Genomic DNA, 17,344 nt, shown 5'->3' with positions numbered 1-17,344 from the left:
CCGGCGCCGGAAACGGGTGGTTCGCAGGCGGGAACACTGTCCCTGCTGGGGAAACGCTGAGCGCAAATCCCTGAGAATCGGGCAAAAATGTGTTAACTTTTGGGCCGCTGCCATTTTTCGAGGTATTTTGTGATGTTGACCGCGTTGATGTTGTTGGGTCCGGCCCTGTTGGCCTGGGGGTTGTTCGAAGTTTTCGATGACGACGATGAGTCCGGGAATTCGGGTGATCCGCAGGGCGAAATGGTTGTTGGCGGTTCGGCTGACGATGACCTGATGGGAACGGGCAACGCCGATACGATCAGTGGCGATGATGGCGCCGACACGCTGTCCGGTGGCGGGGGAGATGACGCGCTGGATGGTGGTGCAGGCGATGACAGCATCGAGGGCGGCACCGGCGATGACGAGATCCTGGCCGGCGACGGCGATGATACGGTGCGGGCCGGCAATGGCGACGATTTCGTCAACGGTCAGGCGGGTGACGACGTGTTGCGCGGCGGTGATGGTGGCGACGAGTTGCGCGGCGGCACCGGGGATGACGACATCGAGGGCGGCGCCAACGAGGACAGCCTGCGCGGGGGTGTGGGGGATGACACGCTGTTGGGCCAGGAGGGTGACGACACGATCGATGGCGGCACCGGAGAAGACGTGATCAAGGGCGGGTACGGCAATGACGTGCTTTATGGGATCGAGGACGGAACCGATGACGGCATGTACGGGCCGACCGATCAGTCCGACCCGGACACGCTGAAGGGCGGGAACGGCGATGACATGCTGTATCTGGGTTCGGAGGACTGGGCCGAGGGCGGCGCGGGCGAGGATACGTTCGTGATCGGGCCGTGGGTGGCGGAATTCTCCAGCCCCTGGATTTCAGACTATTCGCCCGATGAAGACCAATTGCTGGTGATGGTGCCCACCGGGGACGACGGCGAAGTTTCGGTGGCCGAAGACCCGGACAACCCCGGCGTTGCGCTGGTGCTGTTTGCGAATGATATCATCGCGCGGGTCGAGGGAGCCTATCCGGACCTTTCGGCCGACGACATCGAAGTGATGGAGAGCGACGACGTGGTGGCGGCGACATGATGGAATTCGCGATTGTTCTTGGACTGCTGTTCTGTCTGTTCGCGATCCGGGTGAGCGCCGTGATGACAGAGGTCAGGTCGCTGGAGCGCAGAATTTACGGCGAGGCGGATCAGCCGCGCGCCTGACGGGCGGCGCGCCCGCCGCGCCGCTTTTTCAGGCGCGGGGCGCGGGAAGGCAGATCGGCCATGATCGCGTGGCGTTCGGTGGCGTCCATTTTCGACCAGCGGGTGATCTCGTCTATCGAGCGCAGGCAGCCGGTGCAGATGCGTTCCCGCGGGTGCACGACGCAGACCTGCACGCAGGGGCTTTCGATTTCGTCGCGTTTCCAGACGCTGTCCTTGTTCGTCCGATCCTTGCTCATCGCGAGTTCCTGATATGGCTGAGGCGATCCAGCACACCCTGGAGGATATAGGATGCGGCGACATGGTCGATCACCTCGGCGCGACGCTTTCGCGACGTATCCGCCTCCAGCAGCGCCCGTTCGGCGGCGACGGTGGACAGGCGCTCGTCCCAGAAACCGATGGGAATGGCGGTCAGCGGCGCCAGGTTGCGGGCGAAGGCGCGGGTGGACTGGCAGCGCGGGCCCTCGGACCCGTCCATGTTGCGGGGCAGGCCAAGGACGACGCCGCCGATCGAGCGCTGGTCGATAATCGCGATCAGGCGGGCGGCATCCACGCCGAATTTCTTGCGTTTGACGGTTTCCAGTGGTGTCGCCACCGACTGAAAGCTGTCGGACACGGCCACGCCGATGGTCTTGGTGCCAAGATCCAGTCCCATGAGCGCCTGCATCGGTGGCAGGGCAGCGGCCAGTTCATCGATGGTTTCGAAGATCGGCGCGCGGTTCATCGATCAAGCACCCCGGCGCGTTCGGCGGCATCGCGCAGGACGGCAAGCGCGTCGGGCGCCCCGGCATAGGCCGATTGCGCCCCGGCCCAGGCAGAGGCGGCGCGGTCGGTTTCGCCCAGCACGCCATGGGCGGTGATCAGGCGCGCCCATTCCTGGGGTGTGCCGCCCTGGGTGGCGAGCCGGTTGGCAAGGTTTTCGACCATGTCGCGGATCATCGCCTGCCGGTCGCCGGCCTCCATGTCGCTGGCGGCGTCCATGTCCAGGGTGGTCGGGCCGGGCAGGCCGGTATCGGCGGTGGCCGGGGGGGTGGGGGATGTGTATTCGACACCGGCAAACCAGGCGAGATCCTTGATCTGCGAGCGGATGGCGGCATTCCAGGGCGCGTCGGGCGGGCTGTCGCGCAGCACATCTTGCCAGATGCGGAAGGTCATGTCGGGGCGGTCGTTTTGCAGCATCAGCAGCCCCCAGAAATACCGCGCGAGCGGGTCTTGCGGCTTCAGCTCAAGCGCGCGCCGCAACGCTTCCTGCGCTTCGGGCGAGACCGGGCCTTGGGCGGCGGAAATCATCATGTTGGCCAGGATCGTGTAATCCAGCGCAGAGGCGTATTTGCCCTTGAGGCGGATCACCTTGACCTGGGCCTGATAGGCGGCGCGGAAATTGCCCAGAGATTCCTCGTTCTGGGCCAGCAGTTCGAGGCCCTGCACGTCTTCGGGGTTTGCGGCCACCTTGTCGCGCAGCTGGTCCATCAATTCCATGAATTCTGGCGACGGCGTGATCGGCGGCGCGGACGGCAAGCGGGCTTCGAGCTCGGCCTGGGAGGGGCGGTTGTCCAGGCGGTCCTGGGCCTGGGCAAGACGCTCTTGCAAGGGTTTGTCGCCGTAGCCGGGCGCACCCAGAAGCCAGTAGCCCAGCAGGCTGCCGCCCAGCAGAACCACGATCAGAGCCACGATCAACCAGGGGCCGGTGCGCGCGTCGTCACCACCGGATTGCGACCGGGCATTGATCTGGGCATCGGCGGCGAGGATACGGCGCGAAATTTCGGTGCGGATGCGTTCGGCATCGCCGTCGTTGATCAGGCCACGGGCCAGTTCCCGGTCCACCTCCTTTAGCTGGTCGCGATAGACCTGGAGGTCGAACGCGGCGGGGTGTTCTTCGGTATCGCGCCGCCGCAGGACGGCGCGGGCGAGGATGGCAAAGGCAACCAGGGCGAGCGCGCTTGCGGTAATCCAGAATATCATGATGCCTCCTGATCCTGCCCCTTCATTTACAGGCGGGCGCGACCGGGCAAAAGGGCAAATCGCCGTGACCCGGCCACATGTCGCAACCGGGCGGGAAACCGGCGGTTTGAACCGGGTGTGCGCGGCGCGCGCGGTTCAATAGACTGGGCAGAGCTGTCATCGAAACGGAATCACTGCCCATGCGACGTTATTCAGCCTTTGCCATCGCCCGAGAGGCGGCGCGGTTTCATACCGGATGGGAGCGCGCCTGGCGTTCGCCCGAGCCGAAGAAGAAATACGATGTGATCATCGTGGGCGCCGGGGGGCACGGGCTGGCCACCGCGTTTTATCTGGGCCGGAATTTCGGGATCACCAATGTGGCGATCATCGAGAAAGGCTGGCTGGGGGGCGGCAATACCGGGCGCAACACGACGATCATCCGGTCGAACTATCTCCAGGATCCCTCGGCGGCGATCTATGAAAAGGCGCGCTCGCTTTATGAGACCATGTCGCAGGATCTGAACTATAACGTCATGTTCTCTCCGCGCGGCGTGATCATGCTGGCGCAGACCGAAGCCGAGGTGCGCGGCTATCAGCGCACGGCCCATGCCAACGCATTGCAGGGTGTTTCGACCGAATTCATCGGGCCGGAGCGGGTGAAGGAGCTGGTGCCGATCATCAATATCGACGGGCCGCGCTATCCGGTGCTGGGCGGGCTGTGGCAGGAACGCGGTGGCACGGGGCGGCATGATGCGGTGGCCTGGGGCTATGCGCGGGCGTGTTCGGACATGGGGATGGACATCATCCAGAAATGCGAAGTGACCGGGGTGCGCCAGGCGGGCGGCAAGGTCGTTGGTGTGGACACCACCAGGGGCGCGATTGATTGCGACAAGCTGGGGCTGGTTGTTGCTGGCAACTCGGGCGATCTGGCCAATATGGCGGGGTTCCGGCTGCCGATGGAATCGGTGGCGTTGCAGGCGCTGGTCAGCGAGCCGATCAAGCCCTGCATGGATGTGGTGGTGATGGCCAACACGGTGCATGGCTATATGTCCCAGTCCGACAAGGGCGAGATGGTGATTGGCGGGGGCACGGACGGGTTCAACAACTACACCCAGCGCGGATCGTTCCATCATGTGGAAGAGACCGTGCGGGCGCTGGTCGAGACCTTTCCGATTATTTCAAGGCTGAAGATGCTGCGCCAATGGGGCGGGATCGTGGATGTGACCGGGGACCGCTCTCCTGTCATTGGCAAGACGCCTTTGGGGAACTGTTTCATTAACGCGGGCTGGGGCACGGGCGGGTTCAAGGCCATTCCGGGCGGCGGCTGGGCCACGGCGGAGCTGATCGCCAAGGGCGAGCCGGGGCCGCTGTGTGCGGAGTTCGGGATGGAACGGTTTATCGAAGGGCGGTTCATTGATGAGTCTGTGGCTGCGGGGGTGGCGCATTGATGTTTGTCTGTCTCGCACATGGCCCGGCAACGCCGGGCAGCGCCCGCCCCTCCCCACGGGAGGGCGCTTTCAGCACCCATCCAGGGTCGGGCGCTGCCCTCACTTTTTCTTGGGAGTTTGCAACATGCTGATCCTTGAATGCCCCTATTGCGGCGTCACAGCCGAGGAAACCGAGCTTCATGCCGAGGGCGAGGCGCATCTCAAACGCTTTGGCCCCGGCTCGGATGACGCCGCTTTCGAAGGCTACCTGTTCATGCGCGAGAACCCCAAGGGCGTGCATTTCGAACGCTGGCGGCATTCCAATGGCTGCGGCAAGTTCTTTCACGCGGCGCGCTGCACCATGACGTTGCAGGTGTTTGGCACCTATCCGGCGCAGACGCTGGAGCCGCCTCAGGACATCAGGGACAGGATTTCAGCCGTCTATCCCGGCTGGCGCTGGAGGGATTTCGCATGAGCACACGTCTGGCCAAGGGTGGCGCCTATCTGAACCGCCAAAAACAGGTGCGCTTTAGCTTTAACGGCAAGCAGTTCACCGGGTATGAAGGCGATACGCTGGCCTCGGCGTTGTTGGCCAACGATCAGGTGATGATGGGGCGGTCGTTCAAGTATCACCGTCCGCGCGGTGTGGTTGCCAGCGGGGCGGAAGAGCCCAACGCGCTGGTCAATCTGGGGCAGGGCGGCAAGTTCGAACCGAACCAGAGGGCGACCACGACCGAGGTTTTCGACGGTCTGGCCTGCACCAGCCAGAATCATTGGCCGTCGCTGGAGTTTGATATCGGGGTGGTCAACAACTATGCCGCGCGGTTCCTGCCGGCCGGGTTCTATTACAAGACCTTCATGGCGCCGCGCGCGGCGTGGAAGCATGTATTCGAACCGATCGTGCGCCAGTCGGCGGGGCTGGGCAAGGTGCCAAGGGACCGTGACGCGGACCGTTACGAGCATTTCTATGCGTTTTATGACGTGGTGGTGATCGGTGGCGGGAGTGCCGGGTTGCAGGCGGCGCTGGCGGCGGGATCGGCGGGTGCGAAAGTGCTGGCGATGGAGCAGACCGCGCATCTGGGCGGTCGGGCGCGCATTGATGGCGGCGAGATTGACGGGATGCCGGTGGAGGCCTGGGTGGCCGGGGCGGCCGAAAAGCTGGCGGCGATGCCCAATGTCACGCTGCGGCGGCGCATGATGGGCGCGGGGGTTTATGACCACGGCTATGTGCTGGGCTATGAGCGGGTGACGGATCACGCGCCCGAAACCGCCGGCCCGCGCCATCGGTTGTGGCGTATTCGCGCGAAACAGATCGTGACGGCGACCGGCGCGATCGAGCGGCCGCTGAGCTTTGCCGGCAATGACGTGCCCGGCGTGATGCTGGCCGGGGCGGTGCGCGATTACGTGACGGGCTGGGGCGTGTCGCCGGGCGATCGCACGGTGGTTGTGACCAACAATGACGACGCCTATCGCACGGCGATCGCGCTCAAGGGCGCCGGGCTGGACGTGCCGGTGATCCTGGATGCGCGCGGCGCGGGCGGCGGGGCGCTGGCCGAAGAGGCGCGCGCGCTGGGCATCCGCATCGAAAACGGCAAGGGCATTGCAAAGGTCAGGGGCGGCAAGCGCGTGACCGGCGTGGCGATCTGTACGCAGGCCGGGGAAGGCAGCGTGCTGGAAGAGATCGCCTGTGACGCGGTGGCGATGTCGGGGGGCTGGTCGCCGGTGGTGCATCTGTGGTCGCATTGCGGTGGCAAGCTGATCTGGGACGAAGCGCAGGCGCATTTCCGCCCTGATCCCGCACGCGCCCCGACAAGCCATGACGGCAAGCCTTTCGTGATCCCGGCGGGCAGCGCGAACGGACCGCTGGACCTGGCCGGGGTCATCGCCGACGCCCATGCGGCGGGGCTTGCGGCGGCCAGGGCGGTTGGATGCGCGCCGCTGGATTGCCCGCTGCCCGAGGTGGCACCGCAGCCCGAGGCGGCGCTGGAGCCGGTCTGGCTGATGCCGCAGGGGGCGGGGCCGAAGCTGCGCATGAAGGCGTGGCTGGATTACCAGAATGACGTGAAGGTGTCGGATGTGCGGCTGGCCGCGCAGGAGGGCTATGAAAGCGTCGAGCACACCAAGCGCTATACCACGCTGGGCATGGCGACGGATCAGGGCAAGCTGAGCAATATCAACGGTCTGGCCACGCTGGCCGGGCAGTTGAACGCGCCGATCCCGGCGGTGGGCACAACCACGTTCCGCCCGCCTTATACGCCGATCTCGTTCGGTGCGATTGCCGGGGAAGCGCGCGATGCGGTGTTCCAGCCGCTGCGGCGCACGCCCATCCATGACTGGCACGAGGCGCAGGGCGCGTTTTTCGAGCCGGTCGGCCATTGGCGCCGCCCCTATTGCTTCCCGCGCGAGGGCGAAAGCCATGCGGCCGCGGTCAAGCGGGAAATCCTGCAAACCCGGAATTCGGTGGGCCTGCTGGATGCGTCCACACTGGGCAAGATCATTGTGAAAGGCCCCGATGCGGGGCGGTTCATGGACATGCTGTACACCAACATGATGTCGACCCTGAAACCGGGCAAATGCCGCTATGGGCTGATGTGTTCGGAAAACGGGTTCCTGATTGACGACGGCGTGGTGGCGCGGATCGACGAGGAGACGTTCCTGTGTCACACCACCACCGGCGGGGCCGAGCGTATTCACGGCTGGATGGAAGACTGGCTGCAATGCGAATGGTGGGATTGGAACGTCTATACCGCCAATGTCACCGAGCAGTTTGCCCAGATCGCCATTGTCGGGCCGAATGCACGCAAGGTGCTGCAAAAGCTGGGCGGCATGGATGTGGGCAAGGAGGCGCTGGCCTTTATGGAGTGGAAAGACGGCAGGCTGGGTGAATTTGACGCGCGGGCCTACCGGATTTCGTTCTCGGGCGAGCTGTCTTACGAGATTGCCGTGCCCGCCAGCCAGGGGCGTGCGTTCTGGGACGCGCTGCTGACGGCGGGCGAAGAGTATGGCATCGCGCCCTATGGGACCGAGGCGCTGCATGTGATGCGCGCCGAGAAAGGGTTCATCATGATCGGCGACGAAACCGACGGCACGGTGATCCCGCAGGATCTGGGGCTGAACTGGGCGATTTCGAAGAAGAAGGAAGATTTCCTGGGCAAGCGCGCGCAGGAACGCCGGCATATGAGCGATCCTGACCGCTGGAAGCTGGTCGGGCTGGACACGCTGGATGGGTCTGTCATTCCCGATGGGGCCTATGCGATTGCCGCCGGGGAAAACGCCAATGGGCAGCGCAACACGCAAGGGCGCGTGACCTCGACCTATTATTCGCCGACGCTGGACCGGGGCATCGCCATGGGGCTGGTGCATCGCGGCCCCGAGCGTATGGGCGAGGTGATCGAGTTCAACAAGGTGGATGGCGGCACCGTCATGGCGCGGATCGTCGATCCGGTGTTCTTTGACAAGGACGGGGAGAAACAGAATGTCTGAGGCTGTGAGCGCCCTGCAAGGGGCTGTGTCCGAGGGGTTTGCCCGGGTCAAGGAAACCGGGCTGAGAGGCATGATCACGCTGCGTTGCGATCTGGCGTCCGGGGCGCTGGCCAAGGCCCTGAAGGCTGTGCTTGGCGCCAAGGTGCCGGGGCAGCGCCGGATCGTGGACGGCGCGGGCGGGCGCGTGGCGTGGATGTCGCCCGACGAGCTGTTGATCCTGTGCGCCCATGACAGGGCACAGGCGATGGTGGGCGAACTGGCCGCGGCGCTGGGCCGCGAGCACGCGCTGGTTGTGAATGTGTCGGATGCGCGCGCGGTGTTCGCCGTCAGCGGCACTGGCGCGCGGGAGGTTCTGGCCAAGCTGGCGCCCGTGGATCTGTCGGACGAGGCGTTTCAACCGGGAGAAATCCGGCGCACACGGCTGGCGCAGGTGCCGGCGGCGTTCTGGATCAATCAGGATGGCCGGTTCGAGATTGTCTGTTTCCGGTCCGTCGCGCAGTATGTCTTTGATATACTGAAAGTTTCGGCGGAGCCGGGGGGCGAGATAGGGGTGTTGACCTGAGCCGCACCCGGCGAACAGGGCGGTATTTATTGTCGCAACCCCACGAATTTGGGGTTGACGCTAAATAGAGACAGATTAGGGTGTGCTCAACGTAAAGGTGAGCACGCCCTTTTGTGTTTTCCAGAGCGCGATCGGGTATGCCGTGGGGCGGTTTTTTGATCGCGGCACGCGGGTGATTGAAAGTCGGGAGTGACGGGGCAATGCCGGTTTCCACCAAAGTAGTGTTGCGTCTTTTGGCGCTGGTTTTCGTATTGGGTTTTCTGATCTATGCCGCGCCCGGCGGCGAGGTTTTCCAGGGTCCGCAGGCCGGGACACTGGACGCGGGCGCGCAAGACTGAGCCAGGCTGTCCATGTCCTGACCCATTGTCGACCGGTGCGCATGTCCACATGATTGTGTCTTGATTTTCCGGGTTGTCCGCCGTTTGCTGAGTTGCGGGCAACGGTATTCATGTGCCCGATTTTGAATTGGAGTGGTTCATGAGACGTATTTTATCTGTTGGCGCAGCCTTGCTGGCCGGATCGCAGGCTTTTGCCGAAAGCTGGGTTTGTGACTTTCCCAAAGCCTCGGATGATGACTGGCTGCGCAAGCAGGTGACAATCGAGGTAAGCGGTAGCGAAGCGATGGTGTCGGATTCGCTGATCCAGCAGGTGAATGGCGGGCCGGTCAAGGCGTCGCGCGTGACCAACGACGACACGCATCTGAAAGTGTCCTGGCAGTTGTACGAAGTGACGCTGGAATATGGTTCGGCCGCCAAGCTGAACTATGCGGTTGTCTATCGCAAGAACAGCGACCGCGCGTCGTTCAGCCTGTCGGCGCCCACACTGCGCGACGTGCGCGGTGGCCGTTATGTCAGCGGCAAGGGCGGGACCGAAGGCAAGTGCCGCCAGCGGTAAAGCTATTTGCCGGATGGGATGCAGAAAGGCAGGGGTTGCCCCTTGACCTTGGCGTCTGGACGCGCACATGTGAGACACAGTGATCAACGCAAGAAAATCCGAGAAGGAGCGCGAACATGGCTTTTCAACTTCCCGATCTTCCCTATGCGCATGATGCCCTTGCCGACAAAGGCATGAGCGCCGAAACGCTGGAATATCACCACGATCTGCACCACAAGGCCTATGTCGATAACGGCAACAAGCTGATTGCCGGGACCGAGTGGGACGGCAAGTCGATGGAAGAGATCATCACCGGCACCTATGACGCCGGCGCCGTTGCCCAGAACGGCATTTTCAACAATATCAGCCAGTTGTGGAACCACAATCAGTTCTGGGAAATGATGGGCCCGGGCGCGTCGGCGATGCCGGGCGAGTTGGAGAAGGCGCTGGTGGAAAGCTTTGGGTCGGTGGACGGGTTCAAGTCGCAGTTTGCCGCCGCAGGTGCGGGGCAGTTCGGCTCGGGCTGGTGCTGGCTGGTGAAGAACGCGGACGGTTCGCTGGCCGTGACCAAGACGGAAAACGGTGTGAACCCGTTGTGTTTCGGGCAGACGGCGCTGTTGGGCTGTGATGTGTGGGAACATTCCTATTACATCGATTTCCGCAACAAGCGGCCGGCCTATCTGGACAATTTCCTGAACAACCTGGTGAACTGGGAGAATGTCGCCAGCCGGATGTAAGCGGCGCGACAATGACAATTTGGCAAGGCCCGCCGGGAGCGATCCGGGCGGGCCTTTTGCGTGGGTGACGGGCATGGGGCACTTGCCAGTTGGCCGCGCGCCGCGTCATGCTGGGCAAAACGGAGGATGGCATGGCGCAGGAAGTGCAAAGCGGGCTGGTGGAGACGCATCTGTCCGGGGGGGTGTTGACCCTGACGCTGGGGGGCGGTGTGGCGCATGTATTGTCGGGTGCGATGATCGGCGCGCTGGACGGGGCGCTGGCGCGGGCGGCGGAGGCCAACGAGGTGCGCGTCGTGGTTTTGAACGCGCCGGGGCGCATTTTCTGCGCCGGGCATGACCTGAAGGAGATCGCCCGTTTTCGCGGCGATGCCGATCAGGGCGCGGCGCGGCTGACGGCGCTGTTTAGGGCCTGTTCGGCGATGATGCTGCGCCTTGCCACCTTGCCCCGGCCGACGATTGCGCGGGTCGAGGGCATTGCCACGGCGGCGGGGCTGCAACTGGTCGCGTCCTGCGACCTGGCCTTTGCCGGGCAGGCGGCCCGGTTCTGTCTGCCGGGGGTGAAGAATGGCGGGTTCTGCACCACTCCGGCGGTGGCCGTGGGGCGGCGGATCGGGCGCAATCATCTGATGGAACTGGCGTTGAGCGGCGATCCGGTGGATGCTCTTTGGGCGCATCGCACGGGGCTGGTGAATGCGGTGCTGCCCGAGGCGGCGCTGGCCGGGTATGTGGGGGAGTATGCGCAGCGTCTGGCCGGGCATCACGGACCGGCGTTGATCAGCGGCAAGCGCGCGCTGGATGCGCAGCTGGCATTGCCGCTGGAGGCGGCCTATGCCCATGCCACCGAGGTGATGGTGGGCCATTTCATGGACCCCGCGCGTATCGAGATCGAGCGGCGGGACTGGGGCGTCGGAGACGCCACCGGCTGACCGGCGCGTGGCGGGCTTAGCCGAACGCCCGGGCCAGTACCGTCTGGGCCTGGTCCAAGTCCTCGACCACATGGATGTAGTCGCGCAGGGAGGGCTCGGCGAAGCCCTGGTCGATCACGTGATCCAGCAGATCCACCAGCGGCGACCAGAACCCGTTGATGTTCATCAGCAGGATCGGTTTGCGGTGCAGGCCCAGCTGGCGCCAGGTGAGCACCTCGAAGAATTCATCCAGCGATCCGGCGCCGCCCGGCAGCACGACGATGGCGTCGCAGTTCATGAACATGACCTTTTTGCGCTCGTGCATGTTCTCGGTCACGATAAAGCGGCTGAGATCGGTCTTGCCCACTTCCAGCCGGAGCAGGTGGGTGGGGATCACGCCGAACGTCGTGCCGCCCGCGTCCTGGCAGGCATTGGCCACCGCGCCCATCAGCCCGACATCCCCCGCGCCATAGACAAGACGCCAGCCGTTTCCGGCGATCGCGCGTCCCAGCGCCGTCGCGGTGGCCTGAAAGGCGGGGTCGCGCCCCGAACGTGAGCCGCAAAAGACACAGATGGAATGCTCGGTCATGAATTTCCCCAATATGATCAAAGCTGTTTTGACCACCGTACCCTGTATTGATAAGGTCGCTCAACCTGACGTTGGCCGAATTCGGGGGATAATCGGCAATGAGCAAACTTGCATCCAGATTGAGTGGGAATGCGGGCCTGATCGGCGGCGCTGTTGTGTTGGGTGGGGTCGTGGTGGCGGTTTTGGTCAGCGGCATCCTGAAAGCCCCCGACGCGCCGGTTGCTCCGGTGGCTCAGACGCCGGTGGCGCGCGCCCCGGAGGCTGAGGCGCCCGCGACGGCTGCGCCGGAAGCGGCTGCGCCCGCCGAGGCGGCATCCCAGGGGGCGGCGACGGATTTGGGCGGGACAACACCGGACGCGCCCAAAGCGCCAGAGGCTGAGGCCATGGCAGAGGCCGAAGCCGCGCCCGAAACGCCAGAGCAACCTTCTGAAGACGCGACGCCGGTCGCGCCCGAAGTGGCGCAAGCCACGCCAGTGCCAGAGGCCGCACCCGTGGTTATGCCCGCGCAGGTCTCCCCGGATTTCGACGTGGTGCGCATCGACGCGGATGGCAATACGGTGATCGCCGGTCGCGCCGCGCCGGGGGCCGATCTGGGCATTCTGCTGGACGGGGCCGAGATCGCCCGCGTGCTTGCGGATTCCAGTGGCAAGTTCGCGGCGTTGCTGGAAATCGTGCCGAGTTCCGATCCGCGTGTGTTGACGCTGGTACAGTATCGGGATGTGGGGGATCTTCTGTCTGATGCCAGCGTGATCATTGCCCCGTCGATCCCCGCGCCGGTTGTGGTGGCCGAGGCAGACACGGGCACGACCGGGAGTGAAGAGGCGGTGGCGGTGGCCGAGGCCCCGGTGGATACCGGGGTTCAGACGGGAACCGTGGTTGAACCTGTGGCTGAAACCGCGAGTGGTGCGCAAAGCGACACTGCGAGCGAGTCCGTCCTGTCCGCTGAAGCGGAGGTTGGCGATGCCCTGACAGATACCGTGCCAGATACCCTGCCAGGTGCCGTGCCAGAGGTGCCCGGGACCGGGCAGGTTGAACAGAACGCTGAAGCTGTGACAGCGGCGACAGGGACCGGCGGGAATGGTGCCGCCATGGCGGACGCGCCCAAGGCGCAGGCGCCTGCCGAAGTGGCCGAAGACGGCATGGCCGTGACGCAGACCGGTACGGAAGCCGCGACGGTTGTGGCCGGGGGCGCGACAACCTCTCCGGCGGAGGTGGCGGCGGAAGCAGTGACAGAGGTGCCTGCAAAGGCCCCTGCCGTGCTTCTTTCGGATGCGGACGGGGTGCGTGTGGTGCAGCCCGCCGCGCCGGCGGACACCGCGCCCGAGGTGATGTCGAGCGTGGCGATTGACGCGATCAGCTATTCCAGCAGCGGCGAGGTGCGGATCGCCGGGCGGGGCCGCTCGAACGGATTTGTGCGGGTGTATCTGGACAATCGCGCGATCACCTCGTCACGGATCTCGGACGCGGGCCTGTGGGCCGCGGACCTGCCCGATATCGATACCGGGGTATACGCGTTGCGGGTGGACGAGGTGGACGCGGCGGGCAAAGTGACATCGCGGGTGGAAACGCCGTTCAAGCGTGAGGCGCGCCAGCAGGTGGCCGAGGCACAGCAATCACAGACCGCGCAGGCACCCGAGCAGGCCGCGCGCGCGGTGCGGGTGGTGACGGTGCAGCCGGGCTTTACCCTGTGGGCGATCGCGCGGGACAGGTATGGCGAGGGGCTGATGTATGTGCGTGTCTACGAGGCCAACCGGGACAAGATCCGCGACCCGGACCTGATCTATCCGGGGCAGGTGTTTACCGTACCGGAATAGCCGGATTTTGCAGCAAGGGTGGTAGTTTGCCGGGGCAGGGCTTAAGTCATGCGGACCAGCAACCGGGATTGGCAGCATGAGACAGTGGCATACGGCGTCGGCCGAGGAGCTTGCGCGCAACGAGCAACGTTCGGGGCTGCGCACGATCCGGCGGGTGGCGCCCTATCTGTGGCCCGAGGGGCAGGGTTGGGTCAAGACCCGCGTGGTGCTGGCATTGCTGGCGTTGCTGGCGTCCAAGATGATCGCAGTTGGCACGCCGATCCTGTACAAACAGGCGGTTGACGTTCTGGCGGGCGAAGGCGTGCCGGTGCTGGCTTTGGGGGCGGTGGGGCTGACCGTGGCCTATGGCATGGCGCGGCTGATGGCCAACGGGTTTCAACAATTGCGCGACGCGATTTTCGCCAAGGTGGCGCAGCGCGCGCTGCGCCGGCTGGCGCTGGAAACCTTTGAGCATATTCATCGCCTGTCGATGCGCTATCACATCACCCGCAAGACCGGCGGGCTGAGCCGGATCATCGAGCGGGGCGTGAAGGGGGTGGAATTCCTTTTGCGCTTTTTGCTGTTTTCCATCGGGCCGCTGGTGTTGGAACTCTTGATGATCGCTGTCATCCTGTTCTGGCTGTTTGATGTCTGGTACCTGGCTATCGTCGCGGGCACGATCGCAACCTATGTCTGGTTCACGTTCCGGGTAACGGAGTGGCGGGTGAAGCTGCGCCGCGAGATGAACGACCAGGACACGGATGCCAATCAAAAGGCCATTGACAGCCTGCTGAATTTCGAAACGGTCAAGTATTTCGGCGCGGAAAAGCGCGAGGCGGCCCGCTATGACGTGGCGATGAAAGGCTATGAGCGGGCGGCGATCAAGACCTCGTATTCGCTGGCATTCCTGAATTTCGGGCAATCGTTCCTGATCACGTCGGGGCTTGTTGTGGTGATGGTTCTGGCGGCGCTGGGCGTGGAAAACGGAACATTGACGGTGGGCGATTTCGTGATGGTGAATGCCTACATGATCCAGATCACGCTGCCGCTGAATTTCCTGGGCACGGTCTATCGCGAGATCCGCCAGAGCCTGGTGGATATGGGCGAGATGTTCGACCTGCTGGAACAGCCGACCGAAGTGGCGGACAAGGCCGATGCCCGGCCCCTGAAGGTTGTCGAGGGGCGGATCGAACTGGACAACGTGCAGTTCGGCTATGAGGCGGCGCGCCCGATCCTGAAAGGCGTGAGCCTGACGGTGGAGGGCGGCAGGACGGTGGCCATCGTGGGCGCGTCCGGGGCGGGCAAATCCACCATCGGGCGGCTGTTGTTCCGGTTTTACGATGTCACCGGGGGGGCGCTGCGCATCGACGGGCAGGATGTGCGTGATGTGACGCAGGACAGCCTGCACGATGCCATTGGCGTGGTGCCGCAGGACACGGTACTGTTCAACGATACGATCCGCTACAACATCGCCTATGGCCGCGACGGGGCCAGCCACGACGAGATCGTCGAAGCGGCGCAGGCGGCGCAAATCCATGATTTCATCCTGTCGCTGCCCGAAGGCTATGACACGATGGTGGGCGAACGCGGGCTGAAGCTGTCGGGGGGCGAAAAGCAGCGGGTGGGCATCGCGCGCACCCTGCTGAAAAACCCACCCTTGTTGTTGCTGGACGAGGCCACGTCGGCGCTGGATACCGAGACCGAGCGGGAGATCAAGGGCGCGCTGGCGCGGGCGGGGCAGGGGCGCACGGTGATCACCATCGCGCACCGCCTGTCCACGATTGCCGAGGCGGACCAGATTATCGTGCTGGAAAACGGGGTGATCGTCGAACGTGGCACCCATGGCGATTTGCTGGACAAGGCGGGGCGCTATGCGCAGCTTTGGGCGCGGCAGGCCTCGGACGAGGATGCAGAGGCGGCGTGATCCGCGCGCCTAAAACCATCGTCCGGCTTCAAACCTGAGGCAGGGACAGGGCGGGCCGCGGCGCAAGATATCCGTGTTTCGCGCGCTTTGCCAAAATCCGGTAAGTCTGGTTTTGGCGGAGCGCCTTAGCTGCCGGGGCCGAAGCGGCGGGGCAGGGTGCGTTCGGGTTCGGCCGGTTCGGCCGGTTCCGGGGCGAGGCTGGCGATCATCTCTTCGGCATAGCCCGTGACCTGACCGGCATAGGGTGACTGGGACAGCGCGATGGTGCCGATCTGGGCCACCAGGATCAGGTTGAGCAGGGTCTTGAAGGGCTGTTTGCGAGTCTTGTGGTTGTAGCGCCGCTGACCGGCCTTGGCGCCAAGGCTGCCACCCGCAAGGGCAAGGCCGAGAAGCGTGGCTTCGGACACGCGGCGTTTGTCGTTCATCGCCTGATGCTTGTCGACGCCGAATGCGGCGAAGGTCATCATGTTGATCAACAGGACGTAAAGACCGGCGAGCGTGATCAGGGCGGGCGCCTGGTATTGGGCAAAAAGAATTGGCAGAAAATCGGACATGGCACGGTCTTTGGGTTGTTGGGCTCGGGCACCGTGATGCACGCAAATTCGGGCGGAAATGCGGAATGGGGCGGGTGTTTTTCGGAAGGGCGGCGTGGCGGGGGCCTATTCTTCGGGTCGCCACCAATCCCTAGGTTTCATCCGCTTTGCGCGGTCTGATCGCTTGTCCCACCAGAGCGCCCAGCGGCGCCAGCGGCCAAGCGCAAGTTTGAGCCACAACCTGTTGCGGAAATTGGAAAAATCGCGGTTGAAGGGGCAGACCCTCATGCAGATCGCGCAATCGGATTGCAGCTTGGCCCAATAGCCGAAACAGGCGCTTGCGTCGGATGTCCATTTGCGCACGCCCCGGATGGCGGACATGTTGTCGGGTGCGCTTTCGGCGGGGGCGCCAAACGGCAATGCCCTGACCGGGCAGGCATCGGCGCATTCGCTGCACTGATTGCAGAACGCCGCCACGCCCAGTTTACGCGGCGCATCATGGGCAAGGGGCAGGTTGGTGAAGATCTTGGAAAACCGCAGGCGCGGACCGTATTCGGGGGTGATGACCATCTGGTTGCGGGCATATTCGCCAAGCCCGGCCTTGACCGCATAGGGGATCACCAGACCGGTGTCGTTCATCGAGGGCACTGCCTGATAACCGAGATTGCGGATATAGGCGGCCAGCTGAAGGACGATGGCGGCTTCGTGGCTGTATTCGCGCCCTGTCGCGGCCCCGGCCAGCGCCGAGGGGTAGGTGGCCACCAGATCCCTGTCCATCTGGTGGCCCAGAACGATAACCGAGGTCAGCCCCTCTGGCAGGTCGTGATCGGCCTCGGAGAAATCGCGTGTATCGACGCGCGCGGTATAGAGCCAGCGCGGATCGAAATCGGTGATCCCGGCCAGATCGCCGCCGAAAAACCGGGCAATGCGTTTGATCTCGGTCGCCATGGCGGTGGGGTTGTCGATGTCCTCGCGGGCCTCGGCCACGGGGGTGTCACAGGCGATCGGGGCCTGAAAGCCTTCGCGCCGGCCCTGTTCGGCGCTGCGGTTGGAGATGATGTCGGAAATCAGCCAGCTTGCATTGCGCAGGGCAAAGTCGCGCTGGCGAAACCCGTCGCCCTTGCGATAGCTGGCCTGCATCCGGTAGCTGGCAAAGAAGGCATCTGTCTGCCTGCTGCGCACCGAGGGGTCCCAGAAGGCGCGGGTGAAGATGTCATTGCGTTGCGAAAAGGGTTCGAATGCCCCGGTGGTTTCGATCCCGGCGGCGGCGTCGGTTTCGCCATAGCGGTCGCGCCACGCGGCGCGCTCGGTCTTGGTGGGGCCGGAATTGGATGGCCAGCTCATGAATATGCCTCCCCGTGGGAGAGACAAGATT

Annotated in this window: 18 protein-coding genes; 12 read left to right on the top strand and 6 right to left on the bottom strand. The window is 64.4% G+C overall.

Annotation, left to right across the window (positions count from 1 at the left end):
* The first annotated feature begins 132 nt into the window (after window positions 1–132).
* Both I3253_RS16425 and I3253_RS20650 read left to right on the top strand, forming a co-directional pair.
* On the top strand, window positions 133–1,080 hold the full coding sequence (locus I3253_RS16425; RefSeq protein WP_197918899.1) for a calcium-binding protein: 948 nt from the start codon (window positions 133–135) through the stop codon (window positions 1,078–1,080).
* On the top strand, window positions 1,077–1,205 hold the full coding sequence (locus I3253_RS20650) for a hypothetical protein (protein ID WP_269649164.1): 129 nt from the start codon (window positions 1,077–1,079) through the stop codon (window positions 1,203–1,205). Before I3253_RS16425 ends, I3253_RS20650 begins: the two co-directional genes overlap by 4 nt.
* On the opposite strand, the gene I3253_RS16420 is transcribed toward I3253_RS20650, so the two are convergent.
* Genes I3253_RS16420 through ccmI form a run of 3 tightly spaced genes read right to left on the bottom strand, consistent with a single transcriptional unit; the run spans window position 1,190 to window position 3,164 of the window.
* Window positions 1,190–1,441 (bottom strand): DUF1289 domain-containing protein, encoded by a 252-nt coding sequence (locus I3253_RS16420; protein WP_197918898.1) that lies wholly within the window; start codon window positions 1,439–1,441, stop codon window positions 1,190–1,192. The two genes, I3253_RS20650 and I3253_RS16420, sit on opposite strands and share 16 nt — an antisense overlap.
* On the bottom strand, window positions 1,438–1,926 hold the full coding sequence (gene ruvX, locus I3253_RS16415; RefSeq protein ID WP_197918897.1) for a Holliday junction resolvase RuvX: 489 nt from the start codon (window positions 1,924–1,926) through the stop codon (window positions 1,438–1,440). Before ruvX ends, I3253_RS16420 begins: the two co-directional genes overlap by 4 nt.
* On the bottom strand, window positions 1,923–3,164 hold the full coding sequence (ccmI, locus tag I3253_RS16410) for a c-type cytochrome biogenesis protein CcmI (protein WP_197918896.1): 1,242 nt from the start codon (window positions 3,162–3,164) through the stop codon (window positions 1,923–1,925). The genes ruvX and ccmI overlap by 4 nt, the downstream gene beginning before the upstream one ends.
* Window positions 3,165–3,343: 179 nt before the next feature.
* Between ccmI and I3253_RS16405 the strand changes: the two genes are divergently transcribed.
* The 8 genes from I3253_RS16405 to I3253_RS16370 all read left to right on the top strand — a co-directional run bounded on the left by I3253_RS16405 (window position 3,344) and on the right by I3253_RS16370 (window position 11,151).
* The gene (locus I3253_RS16405; RefSeq protein ID WP_197918895.1) at window positions 3,344–4,591 is read left to right on the top strand and encodes a sarcosine oxidase subunit beta family protein; all 1,248 of its coding nucleotides are present in this window, start codon (window positions 3,344–3,346) and stop codon (window positions 4,589–4,591) included.
* A gap of 124 nt (window positions 4,592–4,715) precedes the next feature.
* A complete protein-coding gene (locus tag I3253_RS16400; protein WP_197918894.1) occupies window positions 4,716–5,045 on the top strand; it encodes a sarcosine oxidase subunit delta in 330 nt (109 codons plus the stop codon).
* A complete protein-coding gene (locus tag I3253_RS16395) occupies window positions 5,042–8,053 on the top strand; it encodes a sarcosine oxidase subunit alpha family protein (RefSeq protein ID WP_197918893.1) in 3,012 nt (1,003 codons plus the stop codon). Before I3253_RS16400 ends, I3253_RS16395 begins: the two co-directional genes overlap by 4 nt.
* On the top strand, window positions 8,046–8,615 hold the full coding sequence (locus I3253_RS16390; RefSeq protein WP_197918892.1) for a sarcosine oxidase subunit gamma: 570 nt from the start codon (window positions 8,046–8,048) through the stop codon (window positions 8,613–8,615). The genes I3253_RS16395 and I3253_RS16390 overlap by 8 nt, the downstream gene beginning before the upstream one ends.
* A 200-nt stretch (window positions 8,616–8,815) precedes the next feature.
* A complete protein-coding gene (locus I3253_RS16385; protein ID WP_197918891.1) occupies window positions 8,816–8,953 on the top strand; it encodes a hypothetical protein in 138 nt (45 codons plus the stop codon).
* 139 nt (window positions 8,954–9,092) lie between these two features.
* Entirely contained in the window at window positions 9,093–9,509 is a 417-nt protein-coding gene (locus I3253_RS16380; protein WP_197918890.1) for a hypothetical protein, read from the top strand.
* A gap of 116 nt (window positions 9,510–9,625) precedes the next feature.
* Window positions 9,626–10,225, top strand: coding sequence for a superoxide dismutase (locus I3253_RS16375; protein ID WP_197918889.1), 600 nt, complete (start codon window positions 9,626–9,628; stop codon window positions 10,223–10,225).
* 131 nt (window positions 10,226–10,356) lie between these two features.
* Window positions 10,357–11,151 carry an enoyl-CoA hydratase-related protein gene (locus tag I3253_RS16370; RefSeq protein ID WP_197918888.1) on the top strand — a complete coding sequence of 265 codons (795 nt, stop codon included), beginning with the start codon at window positions 10,357–10,359 and terminating at the stop codon, window positions 11,149–11,151.
* A gap of 16 nt (window positions 11,152–11,167) precedes the next feature.
* Here I3253_RS16370 and I3253_RS16365 read toward each other — a convergent pair whose 3' ends face one another.
* A complete protein-coding gene (locus I3253_RS16365) occupies window positions 11,168–11,719 on the bottom strand; it encodes an LOG family protein (protein ID WP_197918887.1) in 552 nt (183 codons plus the stop codon).
* 98 nt (window positions 11,720–11,817) lie between these two features.
* Between I3253_RS16365 and I3253_RS16360 the strand changes: the two genes are divergently transcribed.
* Window positions 11,818–13,533: a LysM peptidoglycan-binding domain-containing protein gene (locus tag I3253_RS16360; protein WP_232237138.1), complete on the top strand. Its 1,716-nt coding sequence runs from the start codon at window positions 11,818–11,820 to the stop codon at window positions 13,531–13,533.
* Between the two features lie 76 nt (window positions 13,534–13,609).
* Entirely contained in the window at window positions 13,610–15,436 is a 1,827-nt protein-coding gene (locus tag I3253_RS16355) for an ABCB family ABC transporter ATP-binding protein/permease (RefSeq protein WP_197918886.1), read from the top strand.
* 125 nt (window positions 15,437–15,561) lie between these two features.
* Here I3253_RS16355 and I3253_RS16350 read toward each other — a convergent pair whose 3' ends face one another.
* Together I3253_RS16350 and I3253_RS16345 are read right to left on the bottom strand one after the other, a co-directional pair.
* Entirely contained in the window at window positions 15,562–15,990 is a 429-nt protein-coding gene (locus I3253_RS16350; protein ID WP_197918885.1) for a DUF1294 domain-containing protein, read from the bottom strand.
* A gap of 105 nt (window positions 15,991–16,095) precedes the next feature.
* The gene (locus I3253_RS16345; protein ID WP_197918884.1) at window positions 16,096–17,313 is read right to left on the bottom strand and encodes a 4Fe-4S double cluster binding domain-containing protein; all 1,218 of its coding nucleotides are present in this window, start codon (window positions 17,311–17,313) and stop codon (window positions 16,096–16,098) included.
* Window positions 17,314–17,344: the final 31 nt, after the last annotated feature.

Source organism: Thiosulfatihalobacter marinus (assembly GCF_016019955.1).
Classification (GTDB): domain Bacteria; phylum Pseudomonadota; class Alphaproteobacteria; order Rhodobacterales; family Rhodobacteraceae; genus Shimia; species Shimia marinus_A.
The sequence above is the reverse complement of the archived record's forward strand: the minus strand, read 5'-3'. Positions and strand labels throughout refer to the sequence as shown.

Excerpts from the sequence above, each read along its gene's own strand:
- ruvX (WP_197918897.1), bottom strand. The coding sequence starts at position 1,926 with ATGAACCGCGCGCCGATCTTCGAAACCATCGATGAACTGGCCGCTGCC.
- I3253_RS16425 (WP_197918899.1), top strand. The coding sequence starts at position 133 with ATGTTGACCGCGTTGATGTTGTTGGGTCCGGCCCTGTTGGCCTGGGGG.
- I3253_RS20650 (WP_269649164.1), top strand. The coding sequence starts at position 1,077 with ATGATGGAATTCGCGATTGTTCTTGGACTGCTGTTCTGTCTGTTCGCG.
- I3253_RS16370 (WP_197918888.1), top strand. The coding sequence starts at position 10,357 with ATGGCGCAGGAAGTGCAAAGCGGGCTGGTGGAGACGCATCTGTCCGGG.
- I3253_RS16420 (WP_197918898.1), bottom strand. The coding sequence starts at position 1,441 with ATGAGCAAGGATCGGACGAACAAGGACAGCGTCTGGAAACGCGACGAA.
- I3253_RS16380 (WP_197918890.1), top strand. The coding sequence starts at position 9,093 with ATGAGACGTATTTTATCTGTTGGCGCAGCCTTGCTGGCCGGATCGCAG.
- I3253_RS16355 (WP_197918886.1), top strand. The coding sequence starts at position 13,610 with ATGAGACAGTGGCATACGGCGTCGGCCGAGGAGCTTGCGCGCAACGAG.
- I3253_RS16345 (WP_197918884.1), bottom strand. The coding sequence starts at position 17,313 with ATGAGCTGGCCATCCAATTCCGGCCCCACCAAGACCGAGCGCGCCGCG.
- I3253_RS16400 (WP_197918894.1), top strand. The coding sequence starts at position 4,716 with ATGCTGATCCTTGAATGCCCCTATTGCGGCGTCACAGCCGAGGAAACC.
- I3253_RS16385 (WP_197918891.1), top strand. The coding sequence starts at position 8,816 with ATGCCGGTTTCCACCAAAGTAGTGTTGCGTCTTTTGGCGCTGGTTTTC.
- I3253_RS16375 (WP_197918889.1), top strand. The coding sequence starts at position 9,626 with ATGGCTTTTCAACTTCCCGATCTTCCCTATGCGCATGATGCCCTTGCC.
- I3253_RS16390 (WP_197918892.1), top strand. The coding sequence starts at position 8,046 with ATGTCTGAGGCTGTGAGCGCCCTGCAAGGGGCTGTGTCCGAGGGGTTT.
- I3253_RS16360 (WP_232237138.1), top strand. The coding sequence starts at position 11,818 with ATGAGCAAACTTGCATCCAGATTGAGTGGGAATGCGGGCCTGATCGGC.
- I3253_RS16350 (WP_197918885.1), bottom strand. The coding sequence starts at position 15,990 with ATGTCCGATTTTCTGCCAATTCTTTTTGCCCAATACCAGGCGCCCGCC.
- I3253_RS16405 (WP_197918895.1), top strand. The coding sequence starts at position 3,344 with ATGCGACGTTATTCAGCCTTTGCCATCGCCCGAGAGGCGGCGCGGTTT.
- ccmI (WP_197918896.1), bottom strand. The coding sequence starts at position 3,164 with ATGATATTCTGGATTACCGCAAGCGCGCTCGCCCTGGTTGCCTTTGCC.
- I3253_RS16365 (WP_197918887.1), bottom strand. The coding sequence starts at position 11,719 with ATGACCGAGCATTCCATCTGTGTCTTTTGCGGCTCACGTTCGGGGCGC.
- I3253_RS16395 (WP_197918893.1), top strand. The coding sequence starts at position 5,042 with ATGAGCACACGTCTGGCCAAGGGTGGCGCCTATCTGAACCGCCAAAAA.